The organism is Streptomyces sp. NPDC001717, from assembly GCF_042892775.1.
GTDB lineage: Bacteria > Actinomycetota > Actinomycetes > Streptomycetales > Streptomycetaceae > Streptomyces.
The window spans coordinates 1-18285 of the sequence record NZ_JBIAUK010000035.1; the positions used below are offsets into that span (position 1 = coordinate 1).

Consider the following 18285-nt stretch of genomic DNA (forward strand, 5'->3'; position numbering starts at 1 on the left):
CCACGATGAGGCGCTCGCGGTCCGCCCGTTCGCGCTGCTTGCGTTCCTGTACCGACATGATTCGATCCTAGCACCGCTAGACAATCGAGCGGCAGCAGTACTAGCGTTGCCTCATCAGCTAGCAACGCTAGATCCTGGAGGGGTCGTCATGCTCAACGCACTCGAGGTGTTCACCACCGTGGTCGTCGGCCTGATGGTGGGGGTGGAGTTCGCCGTCGCCTTCGTCATGAACCGGATCTTCAGCGCGCTCCCCGAGGACAGCGACCAGCTCGCCCGCTCCCACGGGGGCCGGATGCTCGGCGCCCTGATGCCGGTCTGGTACTTCACCTCGCTCGGTCTCGCCGCCGTCTGGGCCATCGCCGGATGGCACCGTCCCGGCGCCGGCCTCGTCGTCATCGCCGCCGCGCTGCTGGTCCTCAGCGTGATCATGTCGGTCCTGCTGCTCGTCCCGATCAACAACCAGGGCAAGACGTGGACCCCCGAGAACCGGCCGGCCGACTGGAAGGAGCAGATGAACCGCTGGGACCGCTACCACTACGCCCGCGTCGCCGTCATCATCGCCGCCTTCACCCTGCTGGTCACCGCCCTCGTCTGAGCCGGACGGCCATGGCTGACCGGCTGTCAGCGGCAGCCGCTCGGCCGTGCATCCGAAGCGCACCGCCACCGCCCCTCCATCTACCTCCGAGCCCCGGACACCAACACCCTCGTACGCCGCTGGCATCCCCAGGACGCGGGCGCCGGCGACACCTGCGGACCTCTAGCGAGAGGAAGTACCGAGAATGGCCAAGCTGCGGAACCTGGACCCGAATACGCCGATGTTCGCGCAGTTCAAGGAGAAGACCGGACCCATCGTCCTGGCCAACACCTTCTTCGTCCCGAAGGACAGGGCAGAGGCCTTCCTGGCCCTCTTTCGGAGGCAGGCCGAGTTCATGAGGGCTCAGCCCGGATTCGTCTCCCTGCAGATACACAAGGGAACGGCGGACAGCCAACTTCTGATGAACGTCGCGGTCTGGGAGTCGACCGAGGCGCTCGCCATGGCGTTCGGCAGCCCGGAGTTCCAGCGCATGGCTGCCGAGTTCCCCGACGACATCGTGTCGTACCCCCACATCTTCGAGCAGATCGACCTGTGACACGACAGCTGTAGCCGGGGGAGGGCAGCCGGACAAGCCCTGCCCTCCCCCTGAGCGCGCATCCATGCGCATGCCGAACCCCCGACATCCGGGGATGCGGCTGCTGCACGGACCCCGTAACAGCGATCCCCGCAAGCCCCCTGATCAGTCGCGCCCATGCAGCCTGATCAGGCCCCACACGGCTCAGCAAGCTGACGAAGACTCAAGGAGAAGACCAATGTCGCTGAAGAAGATCAACACCATCCTGGCCGCCGCCTTCATCCTCTTCATCCTCTGGTTCGGGACGGAGTACATCCTGAGCCCCCAGACGACGGCGCCGGGCTACGGCCTGCCGGGCTGGCCGTCCGGCGACGGTGACGGCTTCCTGGTCATCAAGGGCATCCGCGACGTCGTCCTGGCCCTGGTCCTGGGCATCCTGCTGGTGACGGCCCACCGTCGGGCGCTGGGCTGGGCGCTGCTGGTGGAGGCCCTCGCCGCGTACGGAGACATGGCCAACGTGCTGGCCCACCACGGCTCCGTGGCCACCGCGCTCGGCGTCCACTGCCTGACCGCGACACTGATGGTGGTCAACGGCCTGCTGATCATGCGAGAGACCCGCACCGTCGCGACCGCTCCGGCAACGCCCGCCCCGCAGCCCGCCTGACGCCACCTTGGCGCGTGCCGGCACTCACCTGCCGGCACGCGGGAGGCGACGTCCAGGCCCCGCGTTGACACCTGGCCCGCCCACGCCGTGGCCCCGCACCGTGGCATTACCGCGCCCCGGCCGCACGAGCTGCCGCCGCCGGCCTTCTGACCCCGAGCCGGTTCTCGCGCACGCCGGGCGGATCGGCGAACTCCCACCGCCTGGGCCCCGACGGCGCCGCCGAGAAGCGGCGTTCGCGGCCCGGCTCGCCGCCGCCGAGCCCGAAGCCGTCGGTACGACGCCGAGCCCCGCGGCCTGTACGTGGCGGGGGCGCCGGGTGAGGCAGCCGACCCCTGGACGATCGAATTCAGGCAAGTCTGCAGAAAGGACATGCGCTCGCAGCGAGGGCTTTCCACACCGACAGTTGCCCAAATTTCAGTCCCTCTGCTCCCTCCAGCCCCTACGCGAGGCCGGCTGAGGATCTGACATAGTGCCGAATTTCAGTCCCTCCAGTCCCTCGGGTTCTGTCTTCCGCACGTCCAACCATGAAGTCGTCCATGGCATGCGCGTCGGCCCTTCACGGGCGGCCTGTACTGTCACGACTTGTTGCTACAAACTCAGGCCAGATGGGCCAGGACGTCGGACATGTCCCGCGAGGTCGTCGCGACCCCGGCGGTGTTGCCGGCCGGTGGGACTTCCCGTTCCGGGCGGTGCAGGACTTGGGATTTGGCTGAACCGCACTCGCAGTCACGGGTTACCGCACAACGCTGCTCTTCTCGGTCCGCGTGGTACGACCGGTCGACGCCTGAGGCGAGGGCTGTCACGGCGTTGACACCATGGTTCGGCTCGTGCGACAAAAGTCCATCTGAGAGCCGGCTCAGCCACGGCAACCACCAGGCTGGAGCGCGAGGCTGTCACTGTTCCCACCGCGCCGCCCTCGGCGCGTGGCGCCCCTCCCTCCACGCTGACTTCGGCAACCGCAGCAGCACGTGAGAGACATCTGAACGACGAGGACAGGAGTCCCGACTTGACCCTCATGCCCGGATCACGGGTGCCCGGACGGACCTGGACGGTCCGGCTCTCCGGCCATGGCGATCACAGCGTGTCCGTCACCTGCAGTACCGAGGCCTGCCGCATGCTGGCGCGGTCGAAGGACACCCTGGCCATGCGGAGCTTCGCCGCCGAACACATCAAGGCCGACGCCCGGCTCGCCACGGTCCGCCCCAACGCCGCCTGCTCCTGCCGCGCCACGTAGTGCGTGTTTCACAAGAACAGCGTCCAGTGCGGTGGACTCGCGCTCCTGGTCCTCGTCCACAACCCGGCCGTGGGACAGGTCTGGACTCTCGCCGAGACGTGTCAGACCTGTGCCTCGCAGACCCCCCACCTTTCGATCCTCGCCCGAGCGCAGAGCCCGGCCCGCACCGGCCCGCACCGGCCCGCACCGGCGCGCCACCGGCCACCGCGGCCGCACCGACGGCGGTCCCGGGCGGGTTTTCCTCCCCGCAGGCTGCTCCTGAAGAGCCCGTGGGGCGGCGCCGTCCCCGCCGTTCGGGGCCACGCCGCGCAGTGTGAAAGGCTGCCGGGCCCCGACGTCTTGGGCCATCCCGATCTGGATGCCGGCGCTGCGAGGCGGCCTGCCTCGGTCCCGGACGGGCCGGCATCGGGCAGTGGCCCGCACGTGTTCACGCTCCGCCGGGGTGCGGGGTCCACACGGCCGGCCCGCCGACGCGCCACTTGATCAGCAGCGCATCGGGCCGAGGGCGCGGCCGAGGATCTCACCGTCGATACGGACGCGGCGCCCGCCCTCGGCGTCCGGCGGATGTCCTGCACGTGGGCCGCGCGGGTTAGACGGAGCCGGTTCAGCGCCGGGGAGGAGAGCCACGCGGGCGGCGAGCGAGCCGTTTCGTCGGCGACGGCGGCTGTCTGCTTCGTGCTGCCGAACTAGAGGCCGCGCTCGATCATCGCGATCACGTCCTGTCCGGCGTCGTGGGCCTGTTGCGGGGTGATGCCGCGCAGTGGGCCGTCGATCGTCAGTACCGCCAGGCCGTGGACTGCCGACCAGGCGAGGAATTCTGCGCCCGGGCGGCGTTCGGCGGGCAGCAGGCCGGTTTCGACGAGGTCGTCGAGCGCGGTGCCCAGCAGTTCGAACGGGGTGAGACCGCCCGCCCCGGCCGCGGTGGTGTCCGTGGCGTAGGCCATGTCGGCCGGGACGTGGAAGGCGGTGCGGAACAGGCCCGGTTCGGTCACGGCGAAGCGGATGTAGCCCGTCCCGACGGCGCGGAACCGTGCGCGGGCGTGCCCGGCGGGGTCGTCGTCGGCGCTGCCGACGGGGGCCGCCCGGGCGATTTCTGCCTCCATCGTGAGCGCGACCTGGGCCATGGCGGCCTGGGAGACCCCGTGGACCAGGGCCCCGCGGTCGGCGAAGTGCCGGTAGGCGGCGTTGGGTGAGACCCCGGCGCGCCGGGTGACCTCGCGCAGCGAGACGGCATCGGGCCCGCCCTCGCGGGCCAGTTCCAGCGCCGCGTCGAGCAGGGCGTTGCGCAGGTTTCCGTGCCGGTACGTGCTGCGCTTGGCAGGCGGTTCGGTGCCCGGTGGCTTTGAGGACATTCGCTTCCTCCCTCAGATGTGGACAGCGTCTACTTACAGGTATAGCCTACGGACAGGAAGTGGACGCCGTCCACATAACTGTTCATGGGGGTTTGCCGTGCAGAAGGTCGTATCCCGCGACGGGACCGTCATCGCGTTCGATCGGATCGGCGCGGGCCCGGTCCTCGTACTGGTCGGCGGTGCCTTCCAGGTCCGTGACGACGCCAAGTGGGTCGAACTCGCCCGCCTTCTCGCCGACCGTTTCACGGTGGTGACGTACGACCGGCGCGGCCGCGGCGACAGCGGCGACACCGCGCCGTACGAGGTGGCCCGCGAGTTCGAGGACCTGGCGGCCGTCATCGACGCGGTCGGCGCAACCGCCGGTGTGATGGGCATGTCCTCGGGCGCAGTGCTCGCCCTGGAGGCGGCTGCCCACGGTGTCCCGATCACCGCGCTCGCCCTCTACGAGCCGCCGTTCGTCCTCGACGATGCCCGCCCACCGCTCCCCGCGGACTACCTCGACCGCCTGCACGGCGCGCTCGCGCGGGGCGACCGCGGCGGGGCCGTCGAGGTCTTCATGACCGCCGCCGTGGGCATCCCCGCGGAGTACCTCGCCCCGATGCGCGCGGACGCCGCGACCTGGGACCGGCTCTGCTCGGTGGCGCACACCCTCCCGTACGACGGCGCCGTCATGGGCGACACCATGTCGGGCCGCCCGCTGTCGGCGAGCCGCTGGGCGTCGGTACGGATTCCCGTGCTGGCAGTCGGCGGCGGCGCGAGCGACCCCTCGCTCCAGGCCGGCGCCCGGGCCCTGGCCGAGCTGCTGCCGACGGCCGGCCACGCCACCCTGGAGGGGCAGACCCACGACGTCGACCCAGCCGCCCTGGCTCCGCTGCTGACGACGTTCTTCGCCTGAGACGGGGTCTTCGCATGACCGCGGTATTGAGGTGACCCCCATCCGCTACCGCGTCACGCACTAGCCAAGCAGTTCCGTCTGGATCACGGGGCTCGAAGCATCGAAATGCCGCCCTGCTGGTCGAGGCGGTTGTGCACGCGCTCGGCGCTGTTGCGCTGCCGGCAGGTCTCGGGGGCAGGCACGTGTGTGGCTCCCCTCCAGACGCGAGGCCGTACGGACAGGCGGGCGACGGCCTATGAATGTCGTTGTGATCCGCAGTCAGAGCTCATGGTTGGTGCGCCGCCGTCACGACGGTGGTCGAAGCGCGCACTGACCGAACCTGTTGAGAACCAGTTACGAGAGACCGAGGAACCCTGAAATGCGTACCCTGATCAGCACTGCCTTCATCTCCCTCGACGGCGTTGTCGACTCCCCCGGCGGCGAGCCCGGTTACCGGAACGCGGGGTGGACCTTCAAGGACATCGAGTTCCTCCCCGAGGCCTTCGAGATCAAGGGCCGGGAGCAGAAGGAAGCCGCCGCGATCCTCATGGGCCGGACCAGCTACCAGGCGTTCAGCCCGGTGTGGCCCGACATGGAGGACTTCGCCGACTACAAACTCATGCCGAAGTACGTCGTCTCCACCACCCTCGGCGAAGACGAGCTGGTGTCGAACTGGGGTGAGACCACGATCCTGCGGTCGCTCGACGAGGTCGCCGCGCTGAAGGAGACCGAGGGCGGGCCGATCATCGTCCACGGCAGCGCCTCCCTGAACCAGGCACTTTCGGACGCCGGCCTGATCGACCGCTACCACCTGGTCGTCTTCCCCCTCCTGCTCGGTGCGGGCAAGCGGCTCTTCAGCACCACGGACAAGGACACCCAACAGCTGAAGCTCGTCGAGCACGAGGCCTACGCCAACGGCCTGCAGAAAAACGTCTTCGACGTCGTCCGCTGACAAGGCTGCCGCGCTCGCCCTGCACCCGACCCGGTCCCGTGACGCCCTGGACGCCGTCCTGGTCCGCCCCGAGCCGGCCGCGGAGATCAGCGCCGACCGGGCCATCGACCACGGCGGGATCTTCCGCCACCCGCTCCGGTACAAGCGGCTGCGCCTGGACGTGACCGTTTCCCGGTTCGACGCAGGGAAGTTTGATCGCGTGCACGGCGCCCAGGCCGGGGCCAGCGAGTTCGTGCGGGTGTCGGCAGGGGCGTGGTGTCGGTGGCGGGAGCCCCCGTAGCCCGTGCGCTCGATGCGTGGGCCGGCCGGAGGGAGCAGGCCATGGTTGCCGCATCCACCCGGCGGGTGACGTTCGAGACGGCCGATGCGGATGCCGCTCGGCTGTGCATGGAGGACACCCATCAGCAGGCGCCCCATCTGCGGCTTGCCGGGCCGCCTGCGGTGGGTCCGATCGTCTCGGTCGACCAGACGGTCGCCGGGCCGGTCAGTACGGCGAAGATCGTGATGGTGCCGGAGATCGCGGTGACCGTGGATCCGGCTGACATGCTCGCGATCGACGTGTTCCACGGAGGCACGCTGGAGCGGCGAGCAGGGGACACAACCGAGTGGTACGCCGCCGGGGACGTCACCGTCGTCGTCGGCCCGGAGATGAACTACCGGTGCACCACCGACCACCTCGACGTCCAGGTGATCAGCCTGCCCGGCTCACTGCTGCGTGAGGCATCCGGCCGACCCGCCGACCAGACGGACAGGCCCTGGCGCCGCCCGATGGGGGTTCGGGCATCCCGGGCACTTCGCCGCCCACTACCGCGACGCGTACGGGACCTCGCCCGGCGGCACCCTGCACGCTGGGAGCTGAGCCCTACCCGCTGCTGCACCAGGCTCTGGGGGCGGGACGGAGGCCGGCGAGAGCCTGGGCGAGGGAGGGGGAGGTGTGCAGCAGATCGACGGTGCCGGTGAGTTCCAGCAGGCGCAGCAGCTGCGGTGCCGGGGCGGCCACAATCAGCGCCAGGCGGCGAGCGGCGGCGTCCCGGCGGAGCTGGAGCAAAGCGTTGAGCAGGGTGGAGTCGGCGAACTCCAGCCGCGAGCAGTCGATCACGACGGCTCTCGTGGCACAGGCGGCAGCATCGGTGAACGCCGCGTGCAGGTGGCTGCGCGCCTCGATGTCGATCTCACCACGGAGCCGGCACACCACGGTGCCGTCTTCCCGGCCGGGTAGCTCGACGACGGGCGGTTCGGTCACGTAAACCATGTCCTGACCTGCCGTTTCTTCTGCTCCGGCTGGTGTCGCAGAGGTGGGGCACGGCCGGCGACACCAAAACCGGACTGCGCCTTCAGCGTCCACCCGGCGCCCGGGCAGGACTGCCCGCTGAACGAAGCCTCCCATCCTGCGCACGAATCCCTGCTCAATCGTTGGCACGGGACATGACTGAGTGTCTCCGCCCACCGTGCGGTGTCGTGCGTGGTGTCGGCCGGTCGGGGCGGGAGACTTCCGGGCATGGACGTGGAGTCGCTGGCGGTGGAGTTGTTCGAGCTACGGCCGTCGGAGTTCACCGCTGCCCGTGAGGAGTACGCGGCCAAGGCCCGCAAGGCCGGGGACAGGAAGCTTGCCGCCGCTGTCGCGGCTGCGCAAGCCGACCGTTGCGGCGTCGACGGCCAACCTGCTGGCCCGGCGCCGGCCGAAGGAAGCACAGAGCCTCGTCCAGCTCGGCGAGGCGCTCCGTACCGCGCAGCGGACGTTGGATGCCGAGCAATTGCGGAAGCTGTCGCATGATCAGCATGTGGTGATCGGGCGGCTCGCCCGTACGGCGCGCGCCCTGGCCATCGAGACCGGGCAGCCGGTGAGTGAGCCGGTGCTGCACGAGGTCCAGCAGATCCTGCACGCAGTCCTTGCCGACGCCGACACGGCCGCCCGGTGGGAGGCGGGCCGACTGGTCAAAGCCCCGGACGCCCCGATGGGTTTCACGGGCCTGGAACCGGCGCCCGGCGCTGTGCCTCCCCGGCGGGCGGCTCGACCCGCCGCACCTGCCAAGGGCCAGGTACGGCCGCCGGCATCGGATGCCGAAGAGCGGGCGGCGCAGGCGCGTGGTGAGCGCGCGGAGGCGGCACAGGCAGAGGCTGCTGAGGCGCGGGCGGAGGCGGAGCGCCTGGAGGCGGCGCAGGCCGCAGATCAGGAACTGGCGGACCGGGCGGGTGCGGACGTGGCGGCGGCCGAGGACGACGTGCGGGCTGCGGGGGAGCGGCTGGAGACGGCGCGCGCGGCGAGCGCGGGTGCGACCACCCGCTTGGAGGAGGCTGGACGGGCGGCTGTGACGGCGCGGGCGAGGGCGGAGACGGCGGCCCGGAAGGCCGAGAAACTCGCCGCCGCGGAGGGGTGAGGCGCCGCATCGTTCCTTCGGTGAATCCGCTACTCCGGCGCAGTGAGCACCCGTTCCGGGGTGCCTCGGTGGAGGTGGCCGGGGCGGTATTACCGGGCGGTGATCAAGAACCCTTTCCGCGGCTTCGCCGCCACCGCCCTGGCCTTCGCCGCCCTCGCTCCCGCGTCTCCGGCGCACGCCGACGACTACACGCTCACGGAGGCCATCACCTCCCTGCCGGTCGCCGAGGAAGTCCGCGACGGCTACCGCCGCGAGCTCTACCCGCACCGGAAGGACGACGACAAGAACGGCTGCTCGGCGAGGAATGACGTGCTGACCGCGGAGGCGATCGAGGCCCCGACCGTGGGCGTCGGATGCACGCTCACCGGCGGGGTGTGGCACTCGTACTACGACGACGTGATTGTGCAGGGGTCATCCGGGATCGACATTGACCACGCAGCGGCGCCGCCGGTACGCCAACGACCGCGGATGTCACACGCCTGCAGCGGCAGCGCGCTGACCGCGTCACGAGTAGTGGAACGTTCTGACTAGCTCCTGTCCAGGCGATCTTCCCGTGGTGCGAAGCGGGCCTGGGCCGCCAGGACGGCTTCGGTGTAGCGTCCCGCCCACGCGCCCATCGCATGGATCGGGCCGAGCAGCGCGAGGCCCGCCTCGGTGAGTGAGTAGTCGACACGCGGCGGGGCCTCGGCGTACGCCTGGCGTGCGACCAGGCCGTTGTACTCAAGGCGGCGCAGGGCTTCGTTGAGGACTTTGGGGCTGATCCCGCCGATGCGGGTGATCAGCGCGCGCGGCCTCATGGGCCCGTTCTCGCCGAGGATGTACACGATCACGCTGTCCCAGCGGTTCGACAGGACTTCGAAGGCCACCCTCGCCTGGCAGTCCGCAGCGTACTCGCCGCCGCCCAGGTCCGCGCCCAGACCTTCTTCGCCTGCCACTGCCGCAGTGTCGCTCATGCGATCATCCTGCCCGGCCCGATGCACACCATGTGGTGTGCATCGGCACGCCTAGCGTCGTTTCCTCAGACCTCGCACATCTTGCGACACGGACGACAGGAGCAAGCACATGCGCATCGGCATTCTCGGTACAGGGGCAATGGCCACGGCCCTCGGCGCGGCCTGGGTACGCGCCGGCCATGACGTCCGGGTCGGCGGTCGGGACACCGAAGCGGCCGCCCGCACTGCCCTGCTCACCGGCGCCTCCGAGCACGGCAGCCTCGCCGATGCCGCGGCTCACGGCGAGGTGGCGCTCCTCGCCATGCCGGCGGACGTGGCCCCGCAGTTGGCCAGGGGACTGGCCCCCCTGCTCGCCGGGCGGACCGTGATTGACTGCTCCGTTCCCATGGCACCGGGCGGAAACGGCCCGACCCTGACTACCGGCGGTGCCACCTCCGTCGCCCAACTCATCGCGGACGCCGCGCCCGGCGCCCATGTGGTGAAGGCGTTCGGGGTGTGCCACGAGAGCATCTGGACCCTGGACCGGCCGGCCTTCGAAGGGGCCCCACTGGCGGTCCCGTTCTGCACAGACCAGCCGGCCGCCGCCACGCGGGTGGCGGAGATCATCACCTCCATGGGCTGCACATCTCTGCCCTGCGGCGGGCTCGATCGCGCTGCCCTGCTGGAGGCCACTGCCGTCTTCGCAGTCGGCGTCTGGTGGGCGGGCGCCGAGGCGCGCTTCGCGTTCCCTGCCCCGGCTCTGGCCCCGGGGGCTGTCGATGACTAGTGCTGTGAACGGGAACGTTTGCCGGGTTGCTCGTTGTGGGGCAGGGCGGGAACCATCGGCCAGAGGCCTGATGCCGCAGCTCGGTCCCGGTCGCCCCCTTCTGCAAGCGAATGTGGACGCCGGTCGTGGCCGGCTCCCCTTACAGGCCTTCAGTTGCGAAGGCACCAAGCACTACGTTTCGACGGTGATCAATGACACGGTTCCGCAGAAGGAAGCTCGGTGGGTCGTCCTCGTGGAGGCCGAGACCCGTCCCGGGTACGAGGAGGACCACCGCTGGCAGCTCGTCGCAAAGCATGCCGTCCCGGACGGAGGTCGTGCGGCGGCTGACGGACTGGCACGCAAGCTCGCCATGGAGTACGTCCCCAGAGAGGTCAGCATGGGCTCGGCCGGGGACACGCCCGCACGCAAGGTGTTCCGAGTCGCCGACGGCTCGTGGCTCGTCGAGGTCCGGGGAATCGACCACAAAGCAATTCTGTGCCGGGTAAGCACCGCCGAGCTGGTGCGTGAGTGGAAGTACGTACATGCCGGGGAGACCGCGGCGGAGCGCAGACGCCGACTGCTGGGCCAGACCTGAGAGGCGGACGGAACCGACCGGCCGGGATCGTTTGCCGGGTTGGGTGGTCAGGCCGCGGCGGGTAGCGGTCTGCCGCCCCAGCGGATGCCCTTCTCGCTTCGGATGCGGGCGCGTTCGCGTCGTTGGGCGGCGAGGACGTCGGGGTGGCGGGCGTTGTCGTTGCGCCGGCGCAGGTAGGCGTGCAGGGCACGGGTCTGGACGGTGTGGTTGGGATGGTGTGAGTTGGCCAGGGTGAACTGCCGCAGCGGCCCGAAGTGGGCCTCGATCGGGTTCGCCCAGGACGCGTAGGTCGGCGTGAAGCACAGCTCGACCTTGTTCCGGTCCGCCCACCTGCGGATTTTCCAGTCAGGTGGGCGGAGAGGTTGTCGAGGATGACGTAGATCGGGGCGCCATCCGGGCGGGCGGCGCGGATCGACCGCAGGGCGGCCCAGGTGTAGTCGATGCCTTTGCGTCTTCGGTTGATGCCCCACAGCTTGTCGTCTCCGACCGAGTAGCAGCCGTGGAAGTAGGTGATGCCGTGGGTGCGGCGGAAGGTAGCCGGCAGCCGGTCGGGCCGGCCTTGCTTCTTCCAGCAGGATCCGGCGGTCGGACGGATGCCCAGGGGGCCGAACGCGTCGAAGGCGAACGTGCGGTCGGGACGCTCGTTGAGCGCGTACTCGATCCGGGCGAGCTTGGCGTCGAAGGCCGGGTCCGGGGACTCCTTCCAGGTCTTCGTGCGCTGGAAGGAGATCCCCCGGCGGGCCAGCAGGCAGCGCAAGGCCTCCCGGTCGATCCGGACGGGTCGGGAGATGTTGCGCCGCAGGTGATCGGCGAGTTTGGGCAGTGACCAGCGGGTGAAGGGCTTGCCCAGCGCGGTCGGGCGGGTGGTGGCCGTCTCTGGACGACGAAGTCCTCGTCGTCACGATCCAGCAGGCGGGGACGGCCTCCCGCCCACCGAGGGTCCAGGCATGCGAGCCCGATCTCGTTGAAGCGGTGGATCACGTCCCGGATGGTGTCCTCGTCGGCCTGGACCAGCCGCGCGAGCACCGGGACCGTGCTACCGCCGGCCGAGGCCAGCAGCATCATCGCCCGCCGGAACCGCACCGAGCTGGTGCTGCCCCGCCGAACGACGTGTTGCAGCTTCTGCCCCTCCTGCTCGGTCAGCCCGCGGACCCTGACCGGTAACGCCATCCCGCTTCCCCATGCCAGTCGAAGTCGTCACATCCGACCAGCACAACGAGCAACCCGGCAAACCTTCCCGGTCACAGCACTAGTCGGCCGGGACCGCTGTGGCCGGTGAGTTTGCGCGGGCCGTCTCGGTGGGTGGGGCCTCCGAGGTCGCCGCGGTGGCGCAGACGGGGCGGGTCCGGGCGGAGTAGGAGCGTGCGGCCGCTAGGAGGGCGAAGCCCAGGCCGCCGAAGGCCATTCCACCGAAGGCGGCCAGCCAGAGAGTCCCGGAGAGGGTGGCGCCGAGATCCGTGTCGAGTTTGGGGGCCGGCAACACTCCGAGGGCGGCGAGCGGAGCGTAGATCACCAGGAGGACCCTGTACACCGACAGACCGAACGCGGTCAGCCAGGCTGGGATCAAGGGCAGCAGACGCGGCACCCGGCGCCCGGAGAGGATAAGCGTCCAGCGGGGAAACACCTGCCCCCACGGGTACATCAGCCCGGTCAGGAGAAAGAATCCGAGTCCCGCGGCCAGCACAGTGACATCGATGCCTACATCGGCGAGCGCCTTCGCCACCTCCGATCCGCCGGAGTTCGACTCCTTCCACTTCTCGGCCGTGATGCCGAGCGCGTCACCACCCAGCGTCCAGATGGTCTTTGCTCCGGCCCACGGCAGCATCCCGCACATCAGCAGATAAGCCAGCCTCCTGGTACGCGGGGAGGCGGTCGAGGCACTGGGATGGACGAGTGGGGCATCATGGCCGCCCGTGTGCTTCTGCCCGCAGCGCGGGCAGGCGCCAGCCAGCCGTCGGCGGTACGACAGAGCGACGAGGACGAGGAGAGCAGTGAGGGCCGAACTCAGCAGCACATGGGCCAGGCCGGTGGCGCTCTCCAGCCCTGAACCGGAGGCCAGGGCAACGAAGTAGCCCGGCAGGCCCGCCGCGCCCATCGTCAATACCGGGGTGGCCAACACGAGCACACCCCTGATCGCCATCCGGCCAGGCTGGGCCGTCCGTCGTCTGGTGGCCCAGCAGGCGACACCGGCGGCAATGGCCAGGCCGGCCAGGATCATCTGGGCGATCGGAGAGTAGGGGGTGTGCAGGGTGAAAGGTACCGTGGTCCCCCTCACGGCCCAGGTGGCCTCGACGATGGCGTACACCGCGCCACAGGTCACAGCGGCGGCAGGCGCCCCATCAGGCCAACGCCGCGACCAGCCGGTCCAGCCGCGGGTCGGGGCGAGGGGTGCTGTCCCCCCATGTGTCTGTGTCGTTGCGGGGATAGCCACCGTGACCTCCGGCTTCCGTAATCCTGACAATTCATGCTCTGCCGGGTCCGTTGCCGGTCGCATCAGCCCTATGGGCCATTCCCCTCCCCCGCGCGGGGGAGGGGGCGGCTCGGGGGTCTACCTCGTCGCGGGTCCCACGACGGCGCCAAGGGCCGCAGCCTGTCGGGGCTGCGGGCTCAGGTCAGCCGATCCAGTCTCGGAATCGGGCGTGGGATGGTCCGCATGTGCCGTCGGCCAAGGCGTCCTCGTAAGCCTGCCGGGCCAGGGCTTCCCTCTCTTCTGCCGAAGTGCCGCCGGACATGAGGGACCCTGAGCCGACTGCGTAGGTCGTGCATCGTGGATAGACCGGCTGAACGGCGTACCACCCGAAGGCGACGACGGCAGCCAGCGTGGCCAGGGTGACGAAGCGGCGTCTGGGTGCGTGGAAGAACGGGTTGATCACCTATTGATGGTACGGAGCGTGTCCGACCTGCCGGCCCGCGCCCTACTCCGTCACAGACAGGGCGACGATCCCCCACAACTCAAAGGCACCTGCATAGGCCGTGCCTGGCCACCTGGGGGCAGGTGGAGCAGTGCGGCCGCGGGTGGCGGGTGGGTGGGGGTGGTGGGATCGGCGGGTGAAGGATCCTTTCGGTTGTGACGAGTCGGCGCTTCTGGCCTGGTCCGGAGTCGCGGACCGGGCAGCGGCGGCCCGCGCTGTAGCGGCGCGCGCCGTCGACGCGGGAGATCTGGCGCTGCTTTTGGACATGCTCGGGCTGCTGCCCGAGGCGCCGGACCACCCACAATGGGAAGGTGAGCGCGCATGAGCGGCACAGCCATGAGCGAAGCGAGGCTCTGGTGAGTTCCCCGATCGCCCTATCGGAAGGCTGCGGGGATGCCCTCCACCACCTGAAGCAGACGCGGGAGTCAACACCGTCATCCTGCGCTATGCCGATAGCCCTGGTGTGCTGGTGGCGGAGGTGGTGGAGGTGGTGGAGGGGAATCTGACGCACGACGAGTTGATCGGTGCCCTGCCCGCAGACCATGCCCGGTTGGTCGTCCACGAGCTGGCCTTCGCCACCGCGGAAGGCACGCGCAGGCACGAACATCTGCTCGTCCTCTGGATGCCGGCGGTTGCCGGTCCGCAGGAAGAGGCCTACACGGCGGGCTACACCGCTCTGAAGGAGTACCTGCCGGATGTGCGGGTCCATCTCACGGCCAGGCGGACGGACCAGCTGGAGTACCGGCGGCTGCTCGCGCTGGCCGGCTGAACCCGGCCGCCGCCTCCGGTCCGCGTTGACGCACCGGGCCGGCACGGGAACCCGGGGGTGGTTCAGGTGTGGATGCGGCTGTTGGTGCCGTCGTGCAGGTCGGCCTGTTCGTCGTCGAACCAGTAGTCGCTGGCGGCGAGGTAGCGGAAGGAGTGGCTGCTGCGCGCGGGCAGGGAGACCTGGGCGGCGCGGGTGCCGTCACCGCGGGGCGTCAGGGGGTGGGCTGCGGGGTTCCAGTGGTTGAAGTCCCCGACCACGCTGACCGGGCCGGCCGGGGTGTCCTCCGGGAGGACGAAAGTGACCTGGGTGCGGCCCTTGAGCTGCTTGCGTTCGAGCACGATGGTCTCCAACCGTTCGGAAGTGGGCCCGGGCATCGTTGCGTGTGCGGGGGTCAGCCGGGGCGGGACGCGGCCGAGGGCCGTGTGCCGGTCGCCCGCCCGGATCGGTCTCCATGCGAAGGACTGACCGGTGCCGGGCTGCGGTGTACGGGGCAGGGCCCGGCCGGGTGTGGGCATCTTCGACCGGCCGGGCCCCGCATGCGTGGACCTCTCTCGCCCTGTCACCGTGACACGGGCCTGCCCGTGCCGCCGGATGTTGTAGGCCGGTCGGGGGAATCGTGCTCGCGATGGGAGCCGCCGACCGCCTCCCGGTCCAGGAGGGGGAGCAAACCGGGAGACGCCAGGGTGCCGTGGCGGGGCCGCCCCACGGGCTGGTGGCCTCGGTTGCCTCCGCTTGCTGCGGAACCACGGTACACCAAGCGGCTGTCCGCCTTTGGCGGTATCGAACGCGGTGAGGAGTCCGGCGGCGACCGCCTGATGACGACACACGTAGTAGCCCCCGTTTGCGATGTGCCTGGGTGGTCGGGTGGGGCTCGGTACGCTGAATTGGAGGCTGGAGCCCGGCCGGGTCCGCCCGGCCGGGCGCGCAGTCTGCGTGATGGGGGCGGGGACTGGGTCCATGACGAGCATACGGGCGCACACTGGAACCGGACTCCGCACTACTGACAGTCCGAACACCTCGCGGTCGCAGCGATGGGTCGTGTGCTGAGAGATTTCGGGTTCCGGTCTGGTGAAATGCCTAGACCTGCCCATCGGGGGGGGCGAGGGAACCCGTGGAGGCTGCTGCGGGGCGTGACCGGATCGGGCTGGCCGAGGTACTGGCCGCAGCCGAGAGCGCAGCTGCGGTGCGCTCCCTCGACCTGGTGGCGCGCAATCTGCGCGACCGGTTCGATGCCAGATACGTGTCCTTCCTGTTCGTCGACTTCGTCGGCCGGCGCCTGCTGCGTGTCCACGACACCGCAGCCCAGCCCGACCAGCAGCCCGCCGATCAGGTCCCCCTCGCCGGCAGCAGCATCTACGACGACGTGCTGCGCAGCCAGAAGCCCGTGGTGGCCGCAGACGGCGAGGACGGGCAACGGGTGCTTGCGCCGGTCACCAACCGCGCCGACACCATCGGCGTTTTGGAACTGCTCCTCACCCGCGTCACGCGCGAGGTACGGGTGCAGGTCCAGGAGGCCGCGCACGCACTGGCGTACATCATCGTCACCGACCGCCGTGTCACCGACCTCTACCGCTGGGGCAACCGCACCGGCCCGGTCAGCCTCTCCGCTGAGATCCAGCGCCAGCTCCTGCCCTCCGCCTCCTGCTGCGAGGCCCCCGAGTTCACCCTGGCCGGCGCGCTGGTCCCGGCCTCCGACATCGCCGGCGACACCTTCGACTACAGCCTCGACACCGACACCCTGCATTTGTCGACCACCAATGCCATGGGCCACGACGTCAGTGCCTCCCTCATGGCCACCCTCCTCGTCAACGCCTCCCGCGGCGCCCGCCGCGCCGGATGCGACCTCCAAGAACAAGCCCGCCAGACCCACCAAGCCCTCCTCGACCACGGCCACCACAGCATCGCCACCGGACAACTCCTGCGCATCGCCCTCAACGGCACGAGCGCCCGACTCGTCAACGCCGGCCACCCCTGGCCCTACCTCCTGCGCGACGGCGCGGTCACCGAACTCACCCTCGCCGTGAACCTCCCCTTCGGCGCGAGGTCGTGCGGACCCTGGTCGGTGCGGTCACCGACGCCTACGAAGGCCGGCCGCCGAAGGACGACGCCACCCTCCTGTGCCTGGACTGGTACGGGCCGGCGAACGGAGAAGGCGAACAGGCCGACCCGGCGCGATGAGCTTGTTCCGTTTTGACGGGCACCTTTGGCGTGGTGGTCAGGCCGCTGCCGGCGCGGTTACGGTGGTTTGGGTGGTTTCAGGGTGTGGGGCAGGGCGTGAGGGCGAAGAGTCGGCGGGTGCCGGTGAGGTCGAGCATGCGCAGGACTGGCCGGGGGACGCAGATGAGTTCCAGGCGGTTGCCGTGGGCCTCGGCGCGGTTGCGCAAGGCGAGGAAGGCGTTGAGGCCGCAGGAGGCCATGAAGGTGACCGCGGTCAGGTCCAAGGCCAGGGGCCGGCCGTCGAGGGGCAGGGTGTCGGTGACCTTGGTGAGGCTGGGGCAGGTGTCCGTGTCGATGGTGCCTGCCAGGGTCACCACGGTCCGCTTCGGATGTGTGCGGACAGCCACGTCAAGGGTGGATTGCACGGCCGGGGCCGCCCTTTCATTGGAGCCCATCACGGTCGGCTCCCCAGGGTCGGGGCGGAGGAGGCCGTCAAGCACGCGGCATTGGGTCCGCGCAAAGCCGGATAGGACAACCCGCACCGGCCGGCGGCCGCTCGCGGTGGCCGGTTGGTGGCGCAAGGTCTCCCACCAGACCAGGCTGGTTACCCGGCGCCTACCCCGCCCTGGCGGCCTTACCCCGCCCCGCAGCCCGGGAGTGCCCTCCGGCTGGCTCCTGGCGCGCGGAATTTCGGCCCTGACCCCTGTCGCGAGCTCGAGATTGGTGGTGGGCCTGCTCGCCGCTGGCGCGGCCGTCGCAGACGGGTATGCGGCGAATGCGACCGAGGCAGCCCAATCGACGACGACTGGTCGGGCTGGGAGGTCGGCGACGGCCGTGCGGCTGGCGCCGCCGGTTGACACCGTGGTCGCCGAGGCCGGGGGCGGCGATCAGCCGCCGCCAGCCGTGCGGTCGGCCGACGCGCGGTGTCCTGCGGGGTACCGGCCGGGCTGGGGCGCGGGCGGGAGACTTCCGGGCATGGATGTGGAGTCGCTGGCGGTGGAGTTGTCCGGGCTACGGCCGTCGGAGTTCACCGCGGCCCGCAACGAGTACGCGGCCAAGGCCCGCAAGGCCGGGGACCGACAGCTTGCCACCGCGATCGCCGCGCTGCGGAAGCCGACCGTTGCGGCGTGGACGGCCGGGCTGCTGGCCCGCCGCCGACCCAAGGAAGCGCACAGCCTCGTCCAGCTCGGCGAGGCGCTGCGTACCGCCCACCGGACGTTGGGATGCCGAGCAGTTGCGGAAGCTGTCGCATGATCAGCATGTGGTGATCGGGCGCCTCGCGCGTACGGCGCGCGCCCTGGCCATCGAGGCCGGGCAGACGGTGAGTGAGCCGGTGCTGCACGAGGTCGAGCAGATCCTCCACGCGGTGCTTGCCGATGCCGACACGGCCGCCCTGTGGGCGGCGGGCCGGCTGGTGAAGCCCCCGGATGCCGCGATGGGTTTTGCCGGCCTGGAACCGGCGTCCAGCACTGCCCCTTCGCGGCGGACGGCGCGGCCCGCCGCACCGGCCAGGGAGCAAGTGCAGCCGCCGAAACCGGATGCCGAAGGGCGTGCGGCGCAGGCGCGCCGTGAACGTGCGAGGGCGGCGCAG

The 18285-nt window shown here is 70.4% G+C and carries 19 protein-coding genes and 4 pseudogenes; 14 read left to right on the forward strand and 9 right to left on the reverse strand.

Annotated elements, in window-relative coordinates; genetic code table 11:
- Positions 1-148 precede the first annotated feature (148 nt).
- From ACFYZL_RS34590 to ACFYZL_RS34610, 5 genes and pseudogenes are all read left to right on the forward strand, one after another.
- The gene (locus ACFYZL_RS34590) at positions 149-595 is read left to right on the forward strand and encodes an anthrone oxygenase family protein (protein ID WP_388684510.1); all 447 of its coding nucleotides are present in this window, start codon (positions 149-151) and stop codon (positions 593-595) included.
- A 184-nt stretch (positions 596-779) separates the two neighbouring features.
- Positions 780-1130, forward strand: coding sequence for an antibiotic biosynthesis monooxygenase family protein (locus ACFYZL_RS34595; protein WP_388684513.1), 351 nt, complete (start codon positions 780-782; stop codon positions 1128-1130).
- A 217-nt stretch (positions 1131-1347) separates the two neighbouring features.
- Positions 1348-1773 carry a DUF4267 domain-containing protein gene (locus ACFYZL_RS34600; protein WP_384749563.1) on the forward strand — a complete coding sequence of 142 codons (426 nt, stop codon included), beginning with the start codon at positions 1348-1350 and terminating at the stop codon, positions 1771-1773.
- Between the two features lie 285 nt (positions 1774-2058).
- A pseudogene (locus ACFYZL_RS34605) lies at positions 2059-2238 on the forward strand (DUF6009 family protein); the annotation flags it as partial.
- Between the two features lie 541 nt (positions 2239-2779).
- Positions 2780-3007, forward strand: a complete 228-nt coding sequence (locus ACFYZL_RS34610) for a hypothetical protein (protein WP_388684515.1) — start codon at positions 2780-2782, stop codon at positions 3005-3007.
- 686 nt (positions 3008-3693) lie between these two features.
- Here the strand turns inward: ACFYZL_RS34610 and ACFYZL_RS34615 are convergent.
- Positions 3694-4359 (reverse strand): TetR/AcrR family transcriptional regulator, encoded by a 666-nt coding sequence (locus tag ACFYZL_RS34615; protein WP_384749570.1) that lies wholly within the window; start codon positions 4357-4359, stop codon positions 3694-3696.
- Between the two features lie 97 nt (positions 4360-4456).
- On the opposite strand from ACFYZL_RS34615, the gene ACFYZL_RS34620 reads away from it, so the two are divergent.
- Together ACFYZL_RS34620 and ACFYZL_RS34625 are read left to right on the forward strand one after the other, a co-directional pair.
- Positions 4457-5254, forward strand: coding sequence for an alpha/beta fold hydrolase (locus tag ACFYZL_RS34620; RefSeq protein ID WP_384749572.1), 798 nt, complete (start codon positions 4457-4459; stop codon positions 5252-5254).
- Positions 5255-5612: 358 nt separating this feature from the next.
- Positions 5613-6185 (forward strand): dihydrofolate reductase family protein, encoded by a 573-nt coding sequence (locus ACFYZL_RS34625; RefSeq protein WP_384749575.1) that lies wholly within the window; start codon positions 5613-5615, stop codon positions 6183-6185.
- A 401-nt stretch (positions 6186-6586) separates the two neighbouring features.
- On the opposite strand, the gene ACFYZL_RS34630 is transcribed toward ACFYZL_RS34625, so the two are convergent.
- Positions 6587-6730 (reverse strand): hypothetical protein, encoded by a 144-nt coding sequence (locus ACFYZL_RS34630; RefSeq protein ID WP_384749578.1) that lies wholly within the window; start codon positions 6728-6730, stop codon positions 6587-6589.
- A 317-nt stretch (positions 6731-7047) separates the two neighbouring features.
- A complete protein-coding gene (locus ACFYZL_RS34635; RefSeq protein WP_388684519.1) occupies positions 7048-7428 on the reverse strand; it encodes an STAS domain-containing protein in 381 nt (126 codons plus the stop codon).
- A 364-nt stretch (positions 7429-7792) separates the two neighbouring features.
- Here ACFYZL_RS34635 and ACFYZL_RS34640 point away from each other — a divergent pair, with 364 nt between their 5' ends.
- On the forward strand, positions 7793-8563 hold the full coding sequence (locus tag ACFYZL_RS34640; RefSeq protein WP_388684521.1) for a hypothetical protein: 771 nt from the start codon (positions 7793-7795) through the stop codon (positions 8561-8563).
- Between the two features lie 99 nt (positions 8564-8662).
- Positions 8663-9094 carry a hypothetical protein gene (locus tag ACFYZL_RS34645; protein ID WP_388684524.1) on the forward strand — a complete coding sequence of 144 codons (432 nt, stop codon included), beginning with the start codon at positions 8663-8665 and terminating at the stop codon, positions 9092-9094.
- Here ACFYZL_RS34645 and ACFYZL_RS34650 read toward each other — a convergent pair.
- The gene (locus ACFYZL_RS34650) at positions 9091-9498 is read right to left on the reverse strand and encodes a winged helix-turn-helix transcriptional regulator (RefSeq protein WP_388684526.1); all 408 of its coding nucleotides are present in this window, start codon (positions 9496-9498) and stop codon (positions 9091-9093) included. The two genes, ACFYZL_RS34645 and ACFYZL_RS34650, sit on opposite strands and share 4 nt — an antisense overlap.
- 118 nt (positions 9499-9616) lie before the next feature.
- Between ACFYZL_RS34650 and ACFYZL_RS34655 the strand changes: the two are divergent.
- Together ACFYZL_RS34655 and ACFYZL_RS34660 are read left to right on the forward strand one after the other, a co-directional pair.
- Positions 9617-10282 (forward strand): annotated as a pseudogene (locus tag ACFYZL_RS34655) (NADPH-dependent F420 reductase); the annotation flags it as partial.
- Between the two features lie 184 nt (positions 10283-10466).
- Positions 10467-10856 carry a hypothetical protein gene (locus ACFYZL_RS34660; protein ID WP_388684529.1) on the forward strand — a complete coding sequence of 130 codons (390 nt, stop codon included), beginning with the start codon at positions 10467-10469 and terminating at the stop codon, positions 10854-10856.
- 47 nt (positions 10857-10903) lie between these two features.
- On the opposite strand, the pseudogene ACFYZL_RS34665 reads toward ACFYZL_RS34660, so the two are convergent.
- From ACFYZL_RS34665 to ACFYZL_RS34675, 3 genes and pseudogenes are all read right to left on the reverse strand, one after another.
- Positions 10904-12026, reverse strand: a pseudogene (locus ACFYZL_RS34665) (IS630 family transposase).
- Positions 12027-12105: 79 nt separating this feature from the next.
- Positions 12106-13161, reverse strand: coding sequence for a hypothetical protein (locus ACFYZL_RS34670; protein ID WP_388684531.1), 1056 nt, complete (start codon positions 13159-13161; stop codon positions 12106-12108).
- Between the two features lie 307 nt (positions 13162-13468).
- Positions 13469-13729, reverse strand: a complete 261-nt coding sequence (locus tag ACFYZL_RS34675) for a hypothetical protein (protein WP_388684534.1) — start codon at positions 13727-13729, stop codon at positions 13469-13471.
- A 502-nt stretch (positions 13730-14231) separates the two neighbouring features.
- Here ACFYZL_RS34675 and ACFYZL_RS34680 point away from each other — a divergent pair.
- Positions 14232-14537, forward strand: coding sequence for a hypothetical protein (locus ACFYZL_RS34680; protein ID WP_388684536.1), 306 nt, complete (start codon positions 14232-14234; stop codon positions 14535-14537).
- A 62-nt stretch (positions 14538-14599) separates the two neighbouring features.
- Here ACFYZL_RS34680 and ACFYZL_RS34685 read toward each other — a convergent pair whose 3' ends face one another.
- The gene (locus tag ACFYZL_RS34685; protein ID WP_388684538.1) at positions 14600-14875 is read right to left on the reverse strand and encodes an isoamylase early set domain-containing protein; all 276 of its coding nucleotides are present in this window, start codon (positions 14873-14875) and stop codon (positions 14600-14602) included.
- Between the two features lie 800 nt (positions 14876-15675).
- Here ACFYZL_RS34685 and ACFYZL_RS34690 point away from each other — a divergent pair.
- Positions 15676-16715 (forward strand): annotated as a pseudogene (locus ACFYZL_RS34690) (PP2C family protein-serine/threonine phosphatase).
- 77 nt (positions 16716-16792) lie between these two features.
- Here ACFYZL_RS34690 and ACFYZL_RS34695 read toward each other — a convergent pair.
- Positions 16793-17101: an STAS domain-containing protein gene (locus ACFYZL_RS34695; protein ID WP_384749605.1), complete on the reverse strand. Its 309-nt coding sequence runs from the start codon at positions 17099-17101 to the stop codon at positions 16793-16795.
- A 568-nt stretch (positions 17102-17669) separates the two neighbouring features.
- On the opposite strand from ACFYZL_RS34695, the gene ACFYZL_RS34700 reads away from it, so the two are divergent.
- Positions 17670-17948, forward strand: coding sequence for a hypothetical protein (locus ACFYZL_RS34700; protein ID WP_388684540.1), 279 nt, complete (start codon positions 17670-17672; stop codon positions 17946-17948).
- Positions 17949-18285 lie beyond the last annotated feature (337 nt).